Raw genomic sequence first — 17,991 nt, forward strand, 5'->3', positions numbered from 1 at the left:
GGCCCAGTACCTCGCGCACGCGACCGGGCATGCCCGCGAGGCCGGGGACGCCGAGCGCCTGCTGGCGGAGCTGCGCGACCGCTGCGCCCCGCAGATCGAGGAAGGCAACCCCGCCCGCGACCTCGCCTGGACGCTGTGGGGCCGCACGCCGCTGCTGCTGGCCGCCGAGGGGGCTGACGCCCTCCCACACGCCTGGCAGTCGCTGCTGGCCCGGGTCGGCAAGACGCTGGCCGTGCCCGTCCTGGGGGACCCCCTCGTGCTGGTCACCGGAGCCTTCGAGGCGCAGCACGAGAAGGGCGACGCCAAGGTGGCCCTGCTCCTCGGGGACGTGGACGCGGTTCTCGGCGTCGCGCGGGAGGTGCTGGAAACGCGCATCGACGAGGTGCTGCACGTCCCCTACCCGGAAGGCCTCAGCCCCGAGCATTCCGGCGGGTACGCCGCGCAGCTCGCCCTGTGGTACTTCGGCGCCTGGGTGGCCGCCTACCTCGCCGAACGCTACGGCCTGGACGCGGGTGACCCGCCCATGCTCACCCGCGCGCAGGCCGTTCTGGCGGGCGAGGCCGACCCCGAAGCCCTGTCCGCCCCAGCGGCTGACGAGGACGTGCGCCCCACCCAGCTCGTCCGCGACTGGCGGGCCGACGCCACCGATGGGCCGGAAGAAGAGGCTGACGAGGACCTGGACGGGGACGACCTGGACGACCGTTGAGAGAGGGCGTGAACGGTGGGCGGCGGGGGCAAACCTCCGCCGCCCTTTGCTTTGAGGGACCGGGGAACGGCCGGTGGGTTGGCTCCAGGGCGTGCGGGAGAGTGCCGGTCGTCTCCAGCTGCGGCAACGCGGCTCCCCTGTTGACCTGCACCTGAGCCGAATAGGTATGAATTCCCTTCACGCTCCATCAGGGTCCCGGGGGACCCACTTCATGAGCCTTCTTTAGTGTGGAGCATGTTGCCCGAAAGGAGGCTGGACCGGAGGAACCCGGAGCGGTAAAGCACTTCCGTCTTCTTGCCTTTCTGGAGGGTACTGGATGTTCCACCACGTCAAGGAGTTGCAGTTCAACGCCCGTGTCTCCGGCCCCGACCCCAGGTTCGCCAGCCTGCTGCTGGAGCAGTTCGGCGGCGCCAACGGGGAACTCAAGGCCGCCCTGCAATACTTCGTGCAGTCCTACAGCGCCCGGCAGGCGTACCCCGACAAGTACGACATGCTGATGGACATCGCCACCGAGGAATTCAGCCACCTGGAGATCGTCGGGGCCACCATCACCATGCTGCTGGACGGGCTGAACGGGGACCTCAAGGACGCGGCGGAACGCAGCGACCTGATGCGGCTGGTGCGCGGCGCGGGCGGGGTGGACCAGAAGGACCAGATGATCCACGAGGCGATGGTCAACCCGCAGTTCTTCGCGCTGACCGGCGGCGGGCCGCGGCTCACCGACAGCCAGGGCGTGCCCTTCAGCGGCGCCTACATCAACAGCAACGGCGACCTCACGGTGGACCTGAGGAGCAACATCGCCGCCGAGTCGCGCGCCAAGATCGTGTACGAGTACCTGATGCAGTTCACCGACGATCCCTACGTCAAGGACACCCTGCGCTTCCTGATGACGCGCGAGATCGCGCACTTCCAGATGTTCAGCGCGGCGCTCGACAGCATCCAGCCCAACTTCCCGCCCGGCATCCTGCAAGGCGACCCGCGCTACACCCACACCTACTTCAACCTGTCCACCGGCGCCAGCTCACGCGGCCCCTGGAACGAGGGGCAGGGGCCCTGGGGACCCGGCGAGAGCTGGGAATACGTGGAGGACCCCATTCAGGCGGTGATCCAGACCGGCGGCCTGGTCCACTTCCAGCCGTCTGTGCCCGTTCCGTCCGAGCAGGACGTTCAGCAGATGAACCAGCAGCTCAGCAAGGAGCGCAGCGGCGAGATCAAGAGCATGGTGCCGCAGGGCGACAACCAGTGGTGCAGCTACCCGCAGGACCAGCTCGCCAGTCCGATGGGCATTCAGGACAAGTCGAAGTAACCCGTGAGCGCACCGCACCCGCAGGGGGAAGCCCCGGACATGGCCCCCATCGAGGTCACCTACTACACCGACCCGCTGTGTGCCTGGAGCTGGGCCTTTGAGCCGCAGTGGCGCCGCCTGCGCTACGAGTTCGGGTCGCAGGTGCGCTGGCGCTACCGCATGGGCGGCCTGATTCCGAGCTGGGAGGGCTTCACCGACCCCCTCAACGATGTCAGCCGTCCCATCCAGCTGGGGCCACTGTGGGTGCAGGTGCATCACACCTCCGGCATGCCGCTCGACGACCGGCTGTGGTTTGCCGACCCGCCCGCCTCCTCGTACCCGGCCTGCCTGGCGGTGAAGGCGGCGGGGTTGCAGTCGCCCTGGGCCGCCGAACTGTACCTGCGGCGCACCCGCGAGGCTGTCATGACCGAGGCCCGGAATATCGCGCGGCGGGACGTGCTGGAGGCGCTGGCGGACGAGGTGGCGGGAGCTTCCCCCGGTGTCCTCGACCCCGAGCGCCTGCGCCGCGACCTGGACGGGGAGGAGGCGCGGGCCGCCTTCCGCGACGACCTGATGGAGGCCCGCTACCGCCGCATCGAGCGGTTTCCGGCGCTGACCGTGCGCCGGGGCGAGCGCGGCGTCGTCCTCATCGGCTACCGGCCCTACCCGGCGCTTCTGGACGCGCTGCTGAGGGTCGCGCCGGACGTGCCGCGCCGTCAGGTGACGGACGCCCAGGCCTACGCTGCCTACTGGGGCAGCGTCCTTCCCGCCGAACTGGCCGAAGCCCTCAAAGGCCAGGCCACGCCGCCCCAACCTGCCTGCTGAGATCGGCTTGCTCTACTGGAGCCGCTGCCCATTCCTTGCGTTCGGCCGGAAGCGAAAGTCCGCCCTTCCCCCTCCAATGAAGGGTCAAAGCGAACAAGCAGCCCGGCTGGTTCGGGGCTCTCTGCTTAGGACTTACGCGATTCACAAGCCGAGCGCTTGTGGAGAGGGTTTTTTACCCCTCCCCCCTTGCGGGGGAGGCTGGGAGGGGGGTTGACGGCGTAGCCGTCACAGCGCGGGAAAATGCGGTTTTCCACCACTACCCAGAACAGAGTTTCGCGTAAGTCCTATGCTGTCAGCGCCTCGTGGGACACACCCCGCAGAGGTTACCTGACCTGCGTGCAACCACTCACGGTCAGTTGCCCGTTCCGCATATTTTTCATGTAGGACACCTTGCCGTTGTTGACCCAGGCAAACTGGGCATTCCGGTACCGCACGTTGTCGGCCCCGTTGGCCAGATTCAGCACCAGGGACCGACCGGCAAATTGCACCCGCGCCCGGCCGGGCATCTTGGTCACCTGGACCCGCACGCCCCCCATGCAGCGGAAGACGGCCTGGCCGAGGACCTGATCGCGGTTCATCCCCCGGGAGGCCGTGGGGGCGCCGTCCGCGAACGCTGAACCGGACACCGCGAGGAGAGCGACCTGGCAGACACCCACCCGAAGCAACGCAGCAAATTGTCGCATACCTCGATTATTTCACATTCTGTGCGGAGCGGGTGGGTTTGCGAGCAGCCTGACTAGTCCCCGGCACGGGAAGGCTTCAGAACGTGATAGCGGGTGCCGCTGTCCTGCTCCGGCGATACAGGTCCAGGATGTTGAGGAGCAGGCGCGTGGTGAGCTGACATTTTTCCGCCGACGGGTGAACGCCGCGACAGGTCCGGGGGACACGGCGCTGCCGGAAGCAGTCGCCACGCCCGCGTGCTTTTGTCCGTTCCCGACTGGAGCAGTCCAGTTCTTCGCCCTCAGTCTTCTGCGGCGGCGAGCGCCCGTTCCTGCGGCTGGGCCTGTCCACCTTCCAACCCCAGCAGGTGACGGACGGCGGCATTCCAGCCCGCGTCGTCCAGCACCCGGTACAGGTGCGCCCACTGCCAGCGGCGGTAGGCGTCGGCCGCCTCCTCCAGCTTGCCTGCGAGGGGACTCGCGGGCGGCGGGCCGAGGTGGTGGCGCGACAGGGAACCTTCCAGCTCCGCCAGGGTCTTGGGGCCGAAGGCAAAGGCCACCCGGCCCCCGGCCAGCCAGCGGATCAGGTCGGGTTCAGGCGGCAGGGCGTACAGGATCAGTTCGCCGCCGGGGTGCGGGGCGCCGGGGGCGAGGAGCGTCAGCCCGGGCACCTGGTTGCCCAGGTATTCGGCCACCGCTCTGTCGGCGTAGGCACTGGCCCCGGCCCGCAGGTGGCTCATCGCTTCCCTGGGGTCGAGGCGGGGGAGGGCCGGGGCGCCGGTCCAGGGGCTGTCGAGGCCCAGGCGGGCGGGCGGGCGCAGGGCCTGCCCATGCAGTTCCATCCGGGCCTGCCCGCGCCACTCGCTGCTCACCAGATGCGCGGCGAGGTCGCGCTCGCCGGGGGCCGCGTCGCGCTCGCCGTGCTTGATGCCGCGCAGGCCCCCGACCTGGAATTGCAGGCTGGTGCCGCGTTTTCCCACCAGCCGCGTGCCGGTGAACGGTTCGCGCACATGCCAGAGGGGCGGGGCGTGCCCGGTGCCGTACGGCTCGAAGGCGGCGGCCTGGCTGACCAGCTCGGGCGTCGCGCCGAGGGTGGGCAGCGGTGCGTCCAGGCGGTAGAGCGGGACCGGGCGGGGAAACTGCCGCACGTAGGCGTGCAGCCGGTCCCGCAGCGCCCCGAAGTTCGCTTCCTCGACGGCGAAGCCCGCCGCGCCCGGGTGCCCGCCGTAGCGTTTCAGCAGGTCATGGCTGTAGCGCAGGCCCTCGACGGCGCTGATGCCGGGCGTGCTCCGCACCGACCCCTTGCCCTGCGCGACGATGTACACCGGCTTGTGAAAGGCCTCGACCAGCTTGCTCGCCACGATGCCCATCACGCCCGCGTGCCAGTCCGCCTTCGTCACCACGATGGCGGGTTCCTCGGGGTCGGCCAGCCCCAGCGCCTCCTCGTACATGCGGTCTTGCAGCACCCGCCGCTCCTGGTTGCGGGCCTCCAGATAGGTCGCGAGGGTGCGCGCCTCGTGGTCGCTGGCCGTGATGAGGAGGTTCAGCGCCAGGTCGGCCTCGCCCAGCCGCCCGGCCGCATTGACCAGCGGCGCGAGCAGAAAGGACACGTCCCGCGCCGAGGGCCGCTCGACCTTCTTGGCGTTCAGCAGGGCCTGGATGCCGGGCAGGGTCGAGGCCGCCAGCGCGTCCAGGCCCGCCCGCACCAGCGCCCGGTTCTCGCCGACCAGCGGGGCCACGTCGGCAATCGTGCCCAGCGTCGCCACACCCGTCAATTCAAGCGGCGCGGGCAGACCCAGCTCCTCCCGCACGGCCCACAGCAGGTGGTAGGCCACCCCCGCGCCCGTGAGGTTGTGCAGGTCGGGGTCATAGCTGGTGGTCAGGTGCGGGTGAACGACCAGGCATTCCGGGTAGTCGGGGCCGGGCGCGTGGTGGTCGGTCACGATGACCTCCACGCCGCGCGCGAGCAGCGCCCGCACCTCCTCCAGGTTGGTCACGCCGCAGTCCACTGTTACCAGCAGGTCACAGGCGGCGGCGTGTTCCTCCACCTTGCCGGGGTGAATGCCGTAGCCCTCGTTCAACCGGTGGGGGATGAAGCCGTGAATGTCGGCCCCCACCTCCCGCAGCCCCAGGACCAGGGTGGCGGTCGCGCTCACGCCGTCCGCGTCGTAATCCCCGTGAATGCGGATGCGCCGCCCCGCCCGGATCGCCCGCACGATGCGCCGGGCCGCCTCCCGCAGGGCCGGGTTGGGCGTGAGGCCCAGCGGCGGGTCGAGGTGGGCCGGAGTCAGGCCGCGCCCCTGGAGCACCTGCGCGAGCGGCGGCGCCACCCCCCAGGTCCGCATGCTCTCCAGCAGAGCCTCGCGGCTGGCGGGCGGCGCGAGCAGCCAGCGGGCCTCGGGCAGCCGGAAGCCGGGTTTCATGCATTCTCCAGGGGCGGTCGGGCGTCGGTGGTCGGCGGGGCTGGCGGGGTGCCCAGGCGGGCCTGGAGGGCGGCGGTCAGGCGGCCTTCCAGCCGGGCGCGTTCCCGCGCGGCGCGGCGGCGGCGCAGGCCCGCCGCCCAGAGGGGCGGCAGCAGCAGCAGGGCGGCGTAGGCGGCGCCCAGCCCCATGAACAGCGCCACCGCCTCACCCATCGGGACCACCAGTTCGCCCCGCCCGAGCGGCAGGGGGAGGCGCACCCGGGCCGGATTCTCCAGCGCGACCAGCAGCAGATAGGCCGCCAGGGCCAGCAGGAGCAGCACCTGAACGAACTGCACGAGTCGCATACCGACAGTCTAGCGCCCGCCCCGTGCGGGAACGTCCCGCAAGACCGCCAGGCCAAGAAGAAAGGCCCCACTGCGGGGGCCTTCCGGAGAGAAGCGGGGGGTTAGAAGTAGAACTTCAGGCCAGCCTTGACGGCGGGCGCGAAGCCGCGGTCGGTCGTGGTGGTGGTGTTCAGCGCGCCGCTGCCCTTGTTGCTCAGGTAGTAGCGGCCGTTGCCTTCCACGAAGGCAGAGATGCTGTTGGTGATCTGGAAGTCCACGCCGACCAGCGCGTTGACGTAGGTGTCGGTCGCGTTGGTGGTGGTGGAGGTGCGGCTGGTGCTGCTGGTCAGGCCCAGACCCACGCCCGCGTAGGGCTGGATGTTGGTGCCGGTGTTCAGGTGGTACATGGCGTTCACGTCGCCCGAGATCGCGTTGCGGCCGGGCTTGTAGTCGAGGGCGACGCGCGCCCCGATGGGGCCGACGATCTGCGTGCTGCCGATCATGCCGCCGAAGCTGGCGCAGTAGTTCACGGCGCGGCCGCCTGCTTTGGGCACGTAGCAGGGGCTGCCACCCGCGCCGCTCGCGCCGATGCTCACACCGGCGTACAGGTTGCCACGGGTGACCGCCGGGGTGGACGGCGTTTCACCGATCACGACCGTGGTCGGGGCAGGCGTCGTGGTGACGGTGCCGGTGGTCGTGGTGTCCACGGGCGCAGTTCCGGCAGGACCGGCAGGGCCAGCGGGGCCCGCAGGACCCTGGGGACCCGCGGGACCCTGGGGGCCAGCAGGAATGTTCCGCACGGCGGCTTCCAGCGCGTCAATGCGGGCCGTCAGGGCGGCCACGTCGGCGTTGGCCGCTCCCCCGTTGCCCAACGTGTTGATGCGGTCTTCCAGCGCGGTGATGCGGGCCTGCTGGTCAGCCGTGAGCTTTTCCAGGTCGGTCACGCGGCTGCTGATGGCGGCCAGCTCGGTGCTGACTTCCTGCATGCCGCGCGTGATGGTCGCCAGGTCCGTCTGGCTGAGGCTGCCGCTGCTCAGCGCGCCCGACTGGAGCAGGCGGTAGAAGATCAGGGCGGCCTGGTAACGGGTCAGGTTCTCGTTGCCACGGAAGGTGCCGTCGGGGAAGCCCTGAATCAGGCCGCGCTGCACGATCACGTCCACGGCGTCCTTGGCCCAGTGCCCGGCGGGCACGTCCGTAAAGGTCACGACCTGGGCGGGCACGGCGCTGGTGGTCGTGGTGGCCGGGGCCGCAGTGGCGGGCGCGGGCGTCATGGGGGTCGTCGGCGTGGGAGCAGGCGTCGTGGTCTGGGCGCTGGCAGCGCCGAGGCTGAGGGCCAGGGTAGACGCGATCATCAGGGACTTACGCATGAGGTTCTCCTTTTCGCACGGGTACGGCTTGCGCCCCCGGTGCCTGGGTTCACCGTAGGCAGGTCACGTGAGTGCGCTGTGAATCGTGTCGAACATTCCTCTCTCCAGCCAGTGGCTTTTCTCTCAAGCTGACGAACAGGCCCGTAAGATGAGAGGTAATTGAGAAGGCGTGCCTTCACTATGAGTCCCTTGCACCTCGTTTAAGTGGGAGTTTGCCCATCCTCAATGAGAAGCCTGTTGCTTTCTTCAGTCTTCGATTTCATGAGGGAATGCTCATGCTCACTCAGAACGGTCCGGCGTTCAGGAGGGGCTGGTGGTCCCCAAGTGAGAGGACGGAATGCCCTGCTGACGGTCCCTAGAGCCGGGGGATGGTCCTTTTCCCTGCGCATGTCCCAGGTTAAGGAAAGGTTCACGCGAGGTTCCAGTAGTGCCGGAAAAGGCAACCACAGTGTCCGGTTTTGGACGCCCTGCCCGGTTCAACCCCTCAGTCACCTTCGCTGACAGCTCCCCTTGAGGGGAGCCAGAGACAGTTCTCCATGAAGCCAGGTCTGTGGCCTCTCTTTGAACGCTTGATGTGCAATAGAAACTTGCTATATAGGATGAGCTTTCTTCTCCCTCCCCCCTTGCGGGGGAGGGTCGGGGAGGGGGGTGGCGGGCGAAGCTCGCCCTCATTCCAGACGAGAAAAATGCTTCTGCCTTCCCACCGTCCCAGCCCTGCAATGCACATCAAGCGTCTTGAGGGGAGGTGGCCCGCAGGGCCGGACTCGCAGAGCGGCGCAGCAGAGGGCCTCAACCGGGCTTGTGCGGACTCGGCGCCTTTGCAGTTGCCCTGGGTACCTGGAAAGGACCCCGCCGAATTAGGCTCCTGTCCCCCTATACTCGCGCGCATGAGTCAGATTCATGTGCGCGCCCAGCCCGGCGACGTGGCCGAGCATGTCCTGCTGCCCGGAGATCCCAACCGCGCCCGCCATATTGCCGAGACGTATCTGGAAGGCGCGGCGCTGTACACCGAGCACCGGGGGCTGCTGGGGTTCACCGGCACCTACCGGGGCGTGCGGGTCAGCGTGCAGACGACCGGGATGGGCTGCCCCAGCGCGGCCATCGTGGCCGAGGAACTGGCGCGGCTAGGCGCGAAGACGCTGATCCGCGTCGGGACGCTGGGTGGCGCGACGCCCCAGGTCAACCCCGCCGACCTGGTGATCGCCACCGCCGCCGTCCCGAATGACGGCACCACCCGGCAACTGCTCGGCGGCGCCCCCTACGCCCCCGCCGCGAGCTTCGAGGTCGTCGAGGCCGCCGCGCAGGCTGCCCGCGCCCAGGCCGTCCCGCACCATGTCGGCCTGATTATGACCGAGGACGCCTTCTACGCCAGCACCCCCGAACACGCCCGCCTGTGGGCCGCGCGCGGCGTGCTGGGCTTCGAGATGGAAGCGAGCGCCGTCTTTCTGGTCGCCGCCCTGCACGGCCTGCGGGCGGGATGCCTCACCGCTTGCAGCAACGACATCGGGGACCCCCAGCTCGTTCCGGATGAGGTGCTGGCCGCAGGCGTGGACCGGATGGTCCGGGTGGCGCTCGGCGCGGTGGTGATGCTGGACGGACGGTGAGGGCTGGACCGGCGCTGAACCCGCCCCATCTCCCCCTTCCCTTTCCCGCGCCATGTCAGGATTGACCCATGACGATGCTCGACGAACTCGAATTCCGCAACCTGCAACTTGACCAGCATGGCCCCCTGGCAGTGCTGACCGTCACCCGGCCCAAGGCGCTGAACGCCCTGAACAGCGACACCCTGAGTGAGATCGCGCAGGCGGTGGACCTGGTGATCGAGAACCCGGAAGTCGGCGCGCTGATCGTCACCGGGGGCGGCGACCGGGCCTTCGTGGCGGGCGCGGACATCAGCGAACTCGCGGAGCTGGGTGACGTGTACGCGGGGCGCGAGGCGGCGCTGGCCGGGCAGGACGTGATGCACCAGATCAGCAGCCTGCCGATTCCGGTGATCGCCGCCGTGAACGGCTTCGCGCTGGGCGGCGGCCTGGAACTCGCCCTCGCCTGTGACGTGCGGGTGGCGTCCCCGAACGCGAAGCTCGGGCTGCCCGAAGTCACGCTGGGCCTGATTCCCGGCTTCGGCGGCACCCAGCGCCTCTCGCGCCTGATCGGGGCGGGCCGCGCGCTCGACCTGATGCTGACCGCGCGGCAGGTGGGGGCGGAGGAGGCCCTCGCCCTCGGCCTGGTGAACTACGTCGCGGACGATCCGCTGATGAAGGCGCGCGAGGTGGCCGAACAGATGGTGAAGAACGCGCCGATTGCGCTCTCGCTGGTCAAGGAGGCGGTGCGCCGCGGCCTGGACACCACGCTGGAGGCGGGGCTGGAGGTGGAGGCGGACCTCTTCGGCATGGCGGTCGCGACCCAGGACTTCCGCGAGGGTACGGCGGCCTTTCTCGCCAAGCGCCGCGCGGCCTTCAAGGGTGAATGAAGGTGGGTGAGGAGATGCAGGAAGCCGAGCAGTCCGGCGCGACGGAGGAACCCAAGTTCACGCTGAACGTCTCCGACGGCGACGTGCGGGAGGTGGAGGGCCGCCGCCCGGAAGCGGAGGCGCAGCCGCCCCTGCTGGAAGCCCGGCGAATCGCCGAGTTCACCACGCCGCGCGCCAAGCTGCTTGAGGAGGCGCACCACGCCATCCACGCCGACCTCGCCAGCTACCCCCGCGCGCTGGCCGCCTACGAGGCGCTGCGCTCGGACCCCGAGGCGCTGGCGTCCTGGGACATGGCGAACTACGTGACCATGCGCAAGCTGGGCTACAACGACCACGGGCGTGTTCACGCCTTTATCACCGGCGCGGCCAGCATGGCGCTCACCGAGCTGCTGCTGGAGGCCGGGGTCAAGCCCGACATCATGGAGAGCGGGGTGGGCGACGCCGACGACGTGTTCCTGGCGGTGATCCTGGGCACCATGCTGCACGACATCGGCAACCAGATCCACCGCGTCTCGCACGAGCAGTTCGGCGTGATGCTGGCCCTGCCGATCCTCGACCGCATCCTGGGGCCGCTGTACCCCGACCCCTTCAAGCGCACCAAGGTCCGCTCCTTCATCCTGGGCGCCATCGACTGCCACGACCTGAACCCGCCGCCCCTCACGCTGGAAGGCGGCATCACGGCGGTCGCGGACGGCACCGACATCACCAAGGGCCGGGGCCGCAAGGCCTTTGCGCTGGGCAGCGTGGACATCCACTCCATCAGCGCCCTCGCGGTCGATCAGGTCGTGATCGAGAAGGGCCGGGACAAGCCGGTCCTGATCAGCGTGACCATGAACAACTCCGGCGGCATCTTCCAGGTGGAGGAGGTGCTGGCGCCCAAGGTGATTCGCACGCCGATGAGCCGCTACGTGGAACTGCGCGCCACCACCCGCGAGCAGGGCGACGAGCAGATCCTGCGCCGCGTCCGCCTCGAAGGCGACCACTTCGTGATGGACCTCGACGACGGCGAGCGCGTGCGGGTGGAGGTCGACGACCCCCAGAAGCAGGCGGCCGAGGCGGTGCTGGACAACCTGGGCGTAGGCGTTGAGCGGCGTTAGCTTCTGAACAGCGGATGAGGGTGAAGTGTGATCCGCCTTCATTCACTCGCCGGTGAAGCTCCTTACACTGCCGGGTGATGAAGGTCTGGGTTACTGGTCTGTCTGCCGCCGCGCTGCTCGGCGGCGCACTTGCGCTGGGGGTCGCCGCCCAGGATGACGGCAAACTCGCGCCCGGCCTGCGCGTGGCGGGCGTCGCGGTGGGCGGCCTGACCCGCGCGGAGGCGCTGGCGGCCCTGCAAAGCCACCTTCCCACCCCGCCCCAGGTGACCGTGACGGCGGGGCCGCGCGCCTGGACGCTGGAGGCTGGCCGCCTGGGCTGGCAGGCCGACGCGGGCGCGAGTGTGGACGCCGCCCTGCGGGCCACGGCGGAGCGCGGCTTGCTGGAGCGGCTCCAGGGACGGCTGGGCCAGGCGACCGGGCAGGACTTCCCGCTGGTCACGCGGGTGGATGTGGGGGCGGCGCTGGCGACCCTCAAGGCCCTGACGGGGGACCTCAACCGGTTGCCGCAGGACGCGGCCATCATCTTCGACAAGCGGGCGAAACAGTACGCGGTGCAGCCCGGCACCCCCGGTCGCCGCGCGGGGGCCGCCGCCGCCGCCAACACCTACGCCGCGAACCCGGCCCTGACCACGCTGGCCGTGCCCGTCACCGAGTGGCAGGGGGGACGCAGCGCCGAGGCCCTCCAGCCGCAGGTGGACCGGGGCAACCGCCTGATGCGCCCGCTGACCGTGCAGCTTGAGGGTACCGGGCGCACCGCGAGCCTGACGCCCCTCCAGGTCGCGAACCTGTACTGGGTGCGCGAAGGAGGCATCGTCCCCGACGAGCAGACCATCCAGTCGGCCTTTGGGCGCCTGACCGATGCGGTGGACCAGCCCGCGCAGAATGCCCGTTATGTCGTGGAGAACGGCAAGCTGGTGAAGGTGACCGAACAGGCGGGGCGCGTGACCGACCGGCAGGCGGCCCTCGCGGCGTTCCGCCAGGCGGTGCTCGACCCCGGCGTGCAGACGGTCCTGTTCGCCAGCAAGGTCAGCCAGCCGACCCTGACGGTCGCGGGGCTGCCCGATCCCAAAAAGATGGAACTGATCGCCACCGGCACCAGCACCTATTACGGCAGCAGCCGCGAGCGGCGCACCAACGTCGCCAATGCCGCCGCCAGGATCAGCGGCGTGGTGGTGCCCGCCGGGGAAACCTTCAGCTTCCTGAACGCGCTGGGCGGCATCACGCCGGACAACGGCTTCGTGGGCGGGCTGATCATCAGCGGGGGCCGCACCGTGGACGGTCTGGGCGGCGGCGTGTGCCAGGTGTCCACCACCACCTTCCGCGCGCTGTACAAAGCGGGCCTGCCGGTGGTCGAGCGCAACCAGCACTCCTACCGTGTGGGGTACTACGAGCCGCAGGTGGGCTTCGAGGCGGCCGTGTACGACCCCGGCGTGGACCTCAGGATGAAGAACGACACCGGCGCCCCCATCTTCATCCGGACGGTCAACAACGACGCGAAAAGTCGGCTGGAGGTGCAGGTGTGGGGCGTGAAGCCGGAGCGCACGGTGACTGTCAGCCCCGCCGTGATCCTCTCGCGCACGCCGCACCCGCCCGCCCAGTACGTCGTCAACCCCGACCTGCCCGCAGGCGCCGTGCGGCAGGTGGACTGGGCCCAGGACGGCTACAACCTCTACATCACCCGCACGATCAAGGACGCCCAGGGCACCCGCACCGACAAGGTCAGCACCGTCTACAAGCCCTGGCAGGCCGTGTACGAAACCGGGCCGCGCAGCTAAACAAGGCTGGGACCGCGCCGGGGCTGGGGGCGTCCGGCCCCTTTTCCGTCAGCGTGGCTCACCTGCCGGTCAGGCTCGCCACGTACAACAGAGGCATATGCGAGGCTTTTCTCCTCTGATCACGCTGACGGCACTGGCCCTTTCGGGGATGGCGGGCGCGCAGGTTCCGGCCCTGACGGGCACGACCTGGACCCTGACCGGATTGACGGACGGGGGGCGGCTGATCGCGCCGGGGCAGCAGGCGCCGCGACCGACCCTGCGGCTGGACGGCCGGGCGGCGTCGGGCAGCACCGGCTGCAACGTGTACCGCGCGAATTACGCCGCGCGCGGCGACGTGCTGCGCTTCGGGCCGCTCGCCGCCACGCGCCGCGCCTGCCCCGACCGGGTGGACGGCCTGGAGGACCGCTTCGTGAACCTGATGCGGGACGTGAACCGGTATCAGCTCAGCGGCAACACGCTGACGCTCCTCGCGGGCAGCGGCGACCGGCTGATCTTCGCGGCAGGCACTCCGGCTTCCCAGGAGGCGAACGTGAACCTTGACGGCACCTGGACGCTGACCGGCGGCACCGCCCTGCGCCCCGTACCTGGCAGTGTTCCTGCCCTCACCTTCGAGGGGGGCCGCGTGAGCGGCACGGGCGGCTGCAACCGCCTGACCGGCACCTTGCAGGCGAAGGGCGAGACGCTGAGTTTCGGGGCGCTCGCCACCACCCGCATGGCCTGTGCGCCCGCCGTGAACGCGCAGGAGCAGGCGTTCCTGGCCTTCCTGACTACGCCGCTCACCGCTCAGGTACGGGGCCAGACCCTCACGCTGACGAACGCGGCGGGCAGGACGCTGGTGTTCCGCCGCGCCGGGATGCAGGGTGGCGGTAGTCCGGTTGGTGGCGTGCAGGGTGGCGCGGCCCTGCTCGAACAGGCGCGCCAGGCCCAGGCGGACGCGGCCACCCAGGAGGTCAGTTACACCCTCACCCGCGTCAACGGGCAACCCGCGCCGCGCACCGCCCGGCCCCTCACCCTCAGCCTGGGGGAAGGCCGGATCGGCGGGAGTGACGGCTGCAACAGCTTCGGCGGCTCTTACCGGCTGGAAGGCAAGCGGCTGGTCCTGACCGGTCCCCTCGTCACTACCCTGATGGCCTGCCCCGAGCAGACGGCGGACGTGGACTTCCCGGGCGTGCTGAGAGCGCAGCCCACGCTGAACGTCACGCCGGATGGCCTGACCCTCACGGCGAACGGGAAGACGTTGACCTTTACCCGTGAGGTGACCCCTGGGCAGGGCCGCGTCCAGACGTGGACCGTGGCAGCCCAGCGGGTGCCCTGCACGGGGGTCGCGCCCATGTCCTGCCTGCGGATTCAGCGGGACGGCGGACCCTGGGAACTCTTCTATGGTCAGATCGAGGGGTTCACCTTCCAGCCGGGCGTCACCCAGGTCATCCGGGTGCGGGAGGAAGACCGGCCCGCGCCGGTTCCCGCCGACGCCAGCAGCAAACGCTACGTGCTGGTAGAGGTGGTGGAGCGGCGCTGAGCGAGCTTCACCAGGAAGAGGCCACCCGTGCATTCTCTGCGGGTGGCCTCTTCCTAAACCTCTCGCGGCGACGTTCCCGCCAGGCGTAAAGGCACCAGCCGTTCCAGCAGAGTCACCAGTTCCGGGTCCATGAAGCCGTACTCGTCGGGAATGCCGAGGGTGAGGAGGCGGGCATCGGGAAGGACACCACCCAGCTTCGCGCGAATCCAGTCGCGGTGCCGCTTTTCCATGCATACGGCCACATCCGCCCACTCCAGCAGATCGCGGGTCAGGGAAATCTCTGCGTCGCGCGCCGTGCCCGCCGAGGCCACCTGCCAGCCCGGATGCTCGCGGAAGAGGGTTTCTGCCGTAGGGCTGCGGAGTTTGTTCTGGGTGCAGACGAACAGGACCCGCAGGGGACGCTCCGTGCCGCTCAAGGTTCTTGCCCCCGCGTCAGCCACTCCGCCTCGAAGTCGCCCAGCGTGCCGGGCGCGTGTGCTCTGGCCCAGGCAGCGGCGGCTTGCATGTCGTAGGGGGTGCGGCGGAACTCGGCGGCCCAGGTTCCGGCGCGGCGGGTCAGCAGCACCCAGCGGGCCAGCGGCAGGCGGTCCTTCTGGCGGCTGACCGGCCCCGCGTTCACGACCGTCACGCCATCCACCACCGCCAGCATCTCGTGGTGGGTGTGTCCGACGACGCAGACACGTCCGCCCGCCTCAAAGGTGAAGTCTCCCAGCCGCTCCCGCACCTCGCGGAAGTGGGCGGGCCGGGTGGCATCGTCCTCGCCTTCTTCCGTCAGCAGCAGGTCTTCCCAGGGGCTGCGCGGGCTGCCATGACAGACACGCACCTCGCCGCCTGCCACGTCCACGAACGTCGGCAGCGCCGCGAGGAGGCCGGGCACGTCTGCCGGAAGCTGGGCCAGCAGCCAGTCGTGCAGAGCCTTCTTCCCCTCCCGCATTCCCGCCACACGCTCATCGGTGTTGCCGCGCACGGTGCGGGGGCCTGCTCGGCCTGGAGTGCCCACGCGCCCGCCGGGTCCGCCGCGCCCCACACGCTGTCTCCCAGGTTGAGCACCTGATCCGGGGCAGTCTCCCGGATGTCCTTCAGCACAGCTTCGAGCGCAAAGCGGTTGCCGTGAATGTCTCCCAGGATAGCGAGTCTCATCCCGTCCTCCTCACTGCGGTTTGCGGATGGCCGCGAAGAGCAGGCCGAACAGGATGCAGGTGAAGATCACACTGATCAGGGAGGCCCCGGCGTTGAAGCCGGGCCGCAGGGCGTCGCCCGTGAGCTTGTAGACGGCGTAGGGTGCGGCCCAGCCGAGGGCGTACAGCCCGGCGCGGTTCAGGTACGGGGGGGTGGACATGGCCTGCGGGAACAGCCGGGCGGGGGCGAGCATGGCGGGAATCAGCAGCAGTTGCGCCAGCCAGAACCACGCGGGCAGGTTCCCGAAGCCGTACTCCACCCCGGCGAAGATCACGTTCAGGGCGGCGATCAGCAGGCCCGTCACGAGCATGGAGCGAAGGAGCAGAGGATTCACCCCGGCATGTTGGCACAGGCCGCCCGAACTTGTGCCTCCTGCGCTCAGCCCGCATCATGGACGGATGACCGGCCCTGCCTCCAAAGACCCGCTGCACGGCGTCACCCTCGAACAGATCGTGGTGCGGCTGGCGGACCGCTACGGCTGGGAGGGCCTGGCGCGGCGTGTCCCTGTCCGCTGCTTCCAGCACGACCCCAGCGTGTCTTCCAGCCTCAAGTTCCTGCGGAAGACGCCCTGGGCGCGGGCGAAGGTGGAGGCGCTGTACGCGGCGCTGGTGCGGGACGAGCGGGAAACCTGACGGTCTAGCGGGGCCTGCCGCTCAGCGTGATCAGCGTCCGGCCGTCCGGCTGGCGGTCCGCCACGTACTGCACCCGCTCGCCTGCCCGCCCCAGGAAGACCGCGAACTCGTCCCCGTCGTCCTCCACGCCGCCCTCGGGCACGAAGCCCGCCGCCTGGAACGCCGGGAGCAGCGCCCGGGGGTGCCAGCCGGGAAGCGTGTACTGCTCGACCCGCGCGAAGCCCTCCCGCACCTCCTGCCGGTAGCTGCGGCTCTCGGGGCAGGTGGGCGTAGCCGCTGCCGGAACGGGCGCGAGGCCCCACACCTGCCCCGCCTGCTCGATGCAGTACAGCGGTCCCCGCCAGCGGGCCTCCCGCAGCCCCCACACCGCCAAGGCGGCGAGCAGGACGAGGACGGGCAGCAGCAGGAGCAGGGGAGAGCGGCGCATGGCCTCCACCCTAACGCGCGGCCAGCACGCCCCACAGGGTCAGCAGGGCCACCAGCAGCACCGGCGGCGTGAGGACCAGCCCCGCGCGCAGGTATTCGCCCCAGCTCACCTTCAGTCCCCGCCCACCCAGCACGTGCAGCCACAGCAGCGTGGCGAGGCTGCCAAGGGGCGTCAGCTTGGGGCCGATGTCCGCGCCGACGACCGCACCGTACAGCAGGGCGTCTCTGGCCGGGCCACCCACGCCGCTTTCGCGGATGCCCAGGAGGGCCGTCAGCAGGGCCGGAAGGTTGTTCAACCCCGCGCTGAGGCCCGCCACACTCAGGCCCCCCGCCAGGACGCCGGGCAGGGTTCCCCGTCCGGCCCAGCCTGCCAGCCACTCTCCATACGCCCCCGTGATGCCCGCCCCGCGCAGGCCGAAGACGACCGTGTACATCGCGAGGCTGAAGATCACCACGTTCCAGGGGGCCGAGCGCAGCACGGCGCGGCTGCTCACGTTGCCGCTGCGGGCGGCGACCAGCCACACCAGGGCGGCCGCCGTCCCCACCACCGCCGAGAGCGGGACGTGCAGCCGCGAGGCCAGAAACGCCCCCGCAAGCAGCAGCGGCGTGACTGCCCAGCCCGCCCGGAACACCCCCCACGACCGCACCGCGCTCCCCGGCTCCGGCAGCGCCGCGAGGTCGTAGCGCCGGGGCAGCGTGCGCCCGTATACCGCCAGCAGCACGGCCACGCAGGCCAGCACCACCGCGAGGTCGACCGGCACCATCACCCGCGCGTACTCGCCAAACCCCAGCCCGAAAGCGTCCGCCGCGATGATGTTGGTCAGGTTGCTGATCGTCAGCGGCAGGCTGGCCGCGTCCACCACGAAGCCCACCGCCAGCGCAAAGGCCAGCGTCGCCGCCCGGGGGAGCGAGAGCAGCGCCGCCAGCTCCAGCACCAGGGGCGTCAGGATCAGCACGCCGCCGTCGTTGGCGAAGACGGCGGCCACCAGGGCGCTGAAGACCACCAGCAGCGTCAGGAGCCGCCGCCCACGGCCGCCGCCCCAGCGGGCCACGTGCAGCGCGGCCCAGCGGAAAAAGCCCGCCGCGTCCAGCAGCAGGCTCAGCACGATCAGGGCCACCAGCGTCAGCGTGGCGTTCCAGGTGGCGTCCCACAGGGGCGGCAGGTCCGAGAGGTGAACCACGCCCACCAGCAGCGCCGAGGCCGCCCCCAGCGCCGCCGCCCACGCCGGGTCCAGCCCACGCGGCCGCCAGACCACCAGGGCGACGGTCAGCAGGACGATCAGGACAGCCAGCATGGGCGCCATC

18 protein-coding genes and 1 pseudogene (1 of these 19 only partly in view) are annotated in these 17,991 nt (G+C 70.3%); 9 read left to right on the plus strand and 10 right to left on the minus strand.

Annotation, left to right across the window (positions count from 1 at the left end; translation table 11 throughout):
* The 3 genes from E5F05_RS09470 to E5F05_RS09480 form a co-directional block, all read left to right on the plus strand.
* Window positions 1–706, plus strand: partial view of an SIS domain-containing protein gene (locus tag E5F05_RS09470; RefSeq protein WP_129118383.1) — the 3' portion only. 317 nt of this gene lie to the left of the window's left edge; 706 of the gene's 1,023 nt are visible here — the last part of the coding sequence; the start codon falls outside the window, past its left edge; its stop codon occupies window positions 704–706.
* Window positions 707–1,022: 316 nt separating this feature from the next.
* A complete protein-coding gene (locus tag E5F05_RS09475; protein ID WP_129118384.1) occupies window positions 1,023–2,012 on the plus strand; it encodes a manganese catalase family protein in 990 nt (329 codons plus the stop codon).
* Window positions 2,013–2,015: 3 nt separating this feature from the next.
* Window positions 2,016–2,816 carry a DsbA family oxidoreductase gene (locus E5F05_RS09480; RefSeq protein ID WP_206733005.1) on the plus strand — a complete coding sequence of 267 codons (801 nt, stop codon included), beginning with the start codon at window positions 2,016–2,018 and terminating at the stop codon, window positions 2,814–2,816.
* Between the two features lie 323 nt (window positions 2,817–3,139).
* Here the strand turns inward: E5F05_RS09480 and E5F05_RS09485 are convergent, their stop codons facing one another.
* The 4 genes from E5F05_RS09485 to E5F05_RS09500 all read right to left on the minus strand — a co-directional run bounded on the left by E5F05_RS09485 (window position 3,140) and on the right by E5F05_RS09500 (window position 7,588).
* A complete protein-coding gene (locus tag E5F05_RS09485) occupies window positions 3,140–3,499 on the minus strand; it encodes a hypothetical protein (protein ID WP_129118385.1) in 360 nt (119 codons plus the stop codon).
* Between the two features lie 278 nt (window positions 3,500–3,777).
* Window positions 3,778–5,898, minus strand: a complete 2,121-nt coding sequence (locus E5F05_RS09490; RefSeq protein ID WP_129118386.1) for a single-stranded-DNA-specific exonuclease RecJ — start codon at window positions 5,896–5,898, stop codon at window positions 3,778–3,780.
* On the minus strand, window positions 5,895–6,242 hold the full coding sequence (locus E5F05_RS09495; RefSeq protein WP_129118387.1) for a hypothetical protein: 348 nt from the start codon (window positions 6,240–6,242) through the stop codon (window positions 5,895–5,897). Before E5F05_RS09495 ends, E5F05_RS09490 begins: the two co-directional genes overlap by 4 nt.
* 101 nt (window positions 6,243–6,343) lie before the next feature.
* A complete protein-coding gene (locus E5F05_RS09500; protein WP_129118388.1) occupies window positions 6,344–7,588 on the minus strand; it encodes an S-layer homology domain-containing protein in 1,245 nt (414 codons plus the stop codon).
* Between the two features lie 887 nt (window positions 7,589–8,475).
* Between E5F05_RS09500 and E5F05_RS09505 the strand changes: the two genes are divergently transcribed.
* From E5F05_RS09505 to E5F05_RS09525, 5 genes are all read left to right on the plus strand, one after another.
* Window positions 8,476–9,192, plus strand: a complete 717-nt coding sequence (locus tag E5F05_RS09505; RefSeq protein WP_129118389.1) for a phosphorylase family protein — start codon at window positions 8,476–8,478, stop codon at window positions 9,190–9,192.
* Between the two features lie 68 nt (window positions 9,193–9,260).
* Window positions 9,261–10,058, plus strand: a complete 798-nt coding sequence (locus tag E5F05_RS09510; RefSeq protein WP_129118390.1) for an enoyl-CoA hydratase-related protein — start codon at window positions 9,261–9,263, stop codon at window positions 10,056–10,058.
* Window positions 10,055–11,155, plus strand: a complete 1,101-nt coding sequence (locus tag E5F05_RS09515) for a phosphohydrolase (RefSeq protein ID WP_241687113.1) — start codon at window positions 10,055–10,057, stop codon at window positions 11,153–11,155. The genes E5F05_RS09510 and E5F05_RS09515 overlap by 4 nt, the downstream gene beginning before the upstream one ends.
* A gap of 77 nt (window positions 11,156–11,232) precedes the next feature.
* Entirely contained in the window at window positions 11,233–12,930 is a 1,698-nt protein-coding gene (locus E5F05_RS09520; RefSeq protein ID WP_129118391.1) for a VanW family protein, read from the plus strand.
* Window positions 12,931–13,027: 97 nt separating this feature from the next.
* Window positions 13,028–14,449 (plus strand): META and DUF4377 domain-containing protein, encoded by a 1,422-nt coding sequence (locus E5F05_RS09525; protein ID WP_129118392.1) that lies wholly within the window; start codon window positions 13,028–13,030, stop codon window positions 14,447–14,449.
* A 53-nt stretch (window positions 14,450–14,502) separates the two neighbouring features.
* On the opposite strand, the gene E5F05_RS09530 is transcribed toward E5F05_RS09525, so the two are convergent.
* The 4 genes and pseudogenes from E5F05_RS09530 to E5F05_RS09540 all read right to left on the minus strand — a co-directional run bounded on the left by E5F05_RS09530 (window position 14,503) and on the right by E5F05_RS09540 (window position 15,962).
* A complete protein-coding gene (locus E5F05_RS09530) occupies window positions 14,503–14,865 on the minus strand; it encodes a low molecular weight protein tyrosine phosphatase family protein (RefSeq protein WP_206733006.1) in 363 nt (120 codons plus the stop codon).
* Window positions 14,862–15,416 (minus strand): metallophosphoesterase family protein, encoded by a 555-nt coding sequence (locus tag E5F05_RS09535; protein WP_306461357.1) that lies wholly within the window; start codon window positions 15,414–15,416, stop codon window positions 14,862–14,864. The genes E5F05_RS09530 and E5F05_RS09535 overlap by 4 nt, the downstream gene beginning before the upstream one ends.
* 62 nt (window positions 15,417–15,478) lie before the next feature.
* Window positions 15,479–15,589, minus strand: a pseudogene (locus E5F05_RS21990) (metallophosphoesterase); the annotation flags it as partial.
* A 10-nt stretch (window positions 15,590–15,599) separates the two neighbouring features.
* Window positions 15,600–15,962, minus strand: a complete 363-nt coding sequence (locus E5F05_RS09540) for a hypothetical protein (protein WP_129118393.1) — start codon at window positions 15,960–15,962, stop codon at window positions 15,600–15,602.
* Between the two features lie 64 nt (window positions 15,963–16,026).
* Here E5F05_RS09540 and E5F05_RS09545 point away from each other — a divergent pair, with 64 nt between their 5' ends.
* The gene (locus E5F05_RS09545) at window positions 16,027–16,260 is read left to right on the plus strand and encodes a VF530 family protein (RefSeq protein ID WP_171029510.1); all 234 of its coding nucleotides are present in this window, start codon (window positions 16,027–16,029) and stop codon (window positions 16,258–16,260) included.
* 4 nt (window positions 16,261–16,264) lie between these two features.
* Here E5F05_RS09545 and E5F05_RS09550 read toward each other — a convergent pair whose 3' ends face one another.
* Window positions 16,265–16,687 carry a hypothetical protein gene (locus E5F05_RS09550; protein WP_129118395.1) on the minus strand — a complete coding sequence of 141 codons (423 nt, stop codon included), beginning with the start codon at window positions 16,685–16,687 and terminating at the stop codon, window positions 16,265–16,267.
* A gap of 10 nt (window positions 16,688–16,697) precedes the next feature.
* Window positions 16,698–17,981, minus strand: coding sequence for an arsenical efflux pump membrane protein ArsB (gene arsB, locus E5F05_RS09555; RefSeq protein WP_129118396.1), 1,284 nt, complete (start codon window positions 17,979–17,981; stop codon window positions 16,698–16,700).
* Window positions 17,982–17,991: the final 10 nt, after the last annotated feature.

The sequence above is a fragment of the Deinococcus metallilatus genome (assembly GCF_004758605.1).
GTDB classification, from domain to species: domain Bacteria; phylum Deinococcota; class Deinococci; order Deinococcales; family Deinococcaceae; genus Deinococcus; species Deinococcus metallilatus.

Bases quoted from the DNA above. Each gene is read 5' to 3' on its own strand.
- E5F05_RS09475 (WP_129118384.1), top strand. From the start codon at position 1,023: ATGTTCCACCACGTCAAGGAGTTGCAGTTCAACGCCCGTGTCTCCGGC.
- E5F05_RS09485 (WP_129118385.1), bottom strand. From the start codon at position 3,499: ATGCGACAATTTGCTGCGTTGCTTCGGGTGGGTGTCTGCCAGGTCGCT.
- E5F05_RS09490 (WP_129118386.1), bottom strand. From the start codon at position 5,898: ATGAAACCCGGCTTCCGGCTGCCCGAGGCCCGCTGGCTGCTCGCGCCG.
- E5F05_RS09495 (WP_129118387.1), bottom strand. From the start codon at position 6,242: ATGCGACTCGTGCAGTTCGTTCAGGTGCTGCTCCTGCTGGCCCTGGCG.
- E5F05_RS09500 (WP_129118388.1), bottom strand. From the start codon at position 7,588: ATGCGTAAGTCCCTGATGATCGCGTCTACCCTGGCCCTCAGCCTCGGC.
- E5F05_RS09505 (WP_129118389.1), top strand. From the start codon at position 8,476: ATGAGTCAGATTCATGTGCGCGCCCAGCCCGGCGACGTGGCCGAGCAT.
- E5F05_RS09510 (WP_129118390.1), top strand. From the start codon at position 9,261: ATGACGATGCTCGACGAACTCGAATTCCGCAACCTGCAACTTGACCAG.
- E5F05_RS09515 (WP_241687113.1), top strand. From the start codon at position 10,055: ATGAAGGTGGGTGAGGAGATGCAGGAAGCCGAGCAGTCCGGCGCGACG.
- E5F05_RS09520 (WP_129118391.1), top strand. From the start codon at position 11,233: ATGAAGGTCTGGGTTACTGGTCTGTCTGCCGCCGCGCTGCTCGGCGGC.
- E5F05_RS09525 (WP_129118392.1), top strand. From the start codon at position 13,028: ATGCGAGGCTTTTCTCCTCTGATCACGCTGACGGCACTGGCCCTTTCG.
- E5F05_RS09545 (WP_171029510.1), top strand. From the start codon at position 16,027: ATGACCGGCCCTGCCTCCAAAGACCCGCTGCACGGCGTCACCCTCGAA.
- E5F05_RS09550 (WP_129118395.1), bottom strand. From the start codon at position 16,687: ATGCGCCGCTCTCCCCTGCTCCTGCTGCTGCCCGTCCTCGTCCTGCTC.
- arsB (WP_129118396.1), bottom strand. From the start codon at position 17,981: ATGCTGGCTGTCCTGATCGTCCTGCTGACCGTCGCCCTGGTGGTCTGG.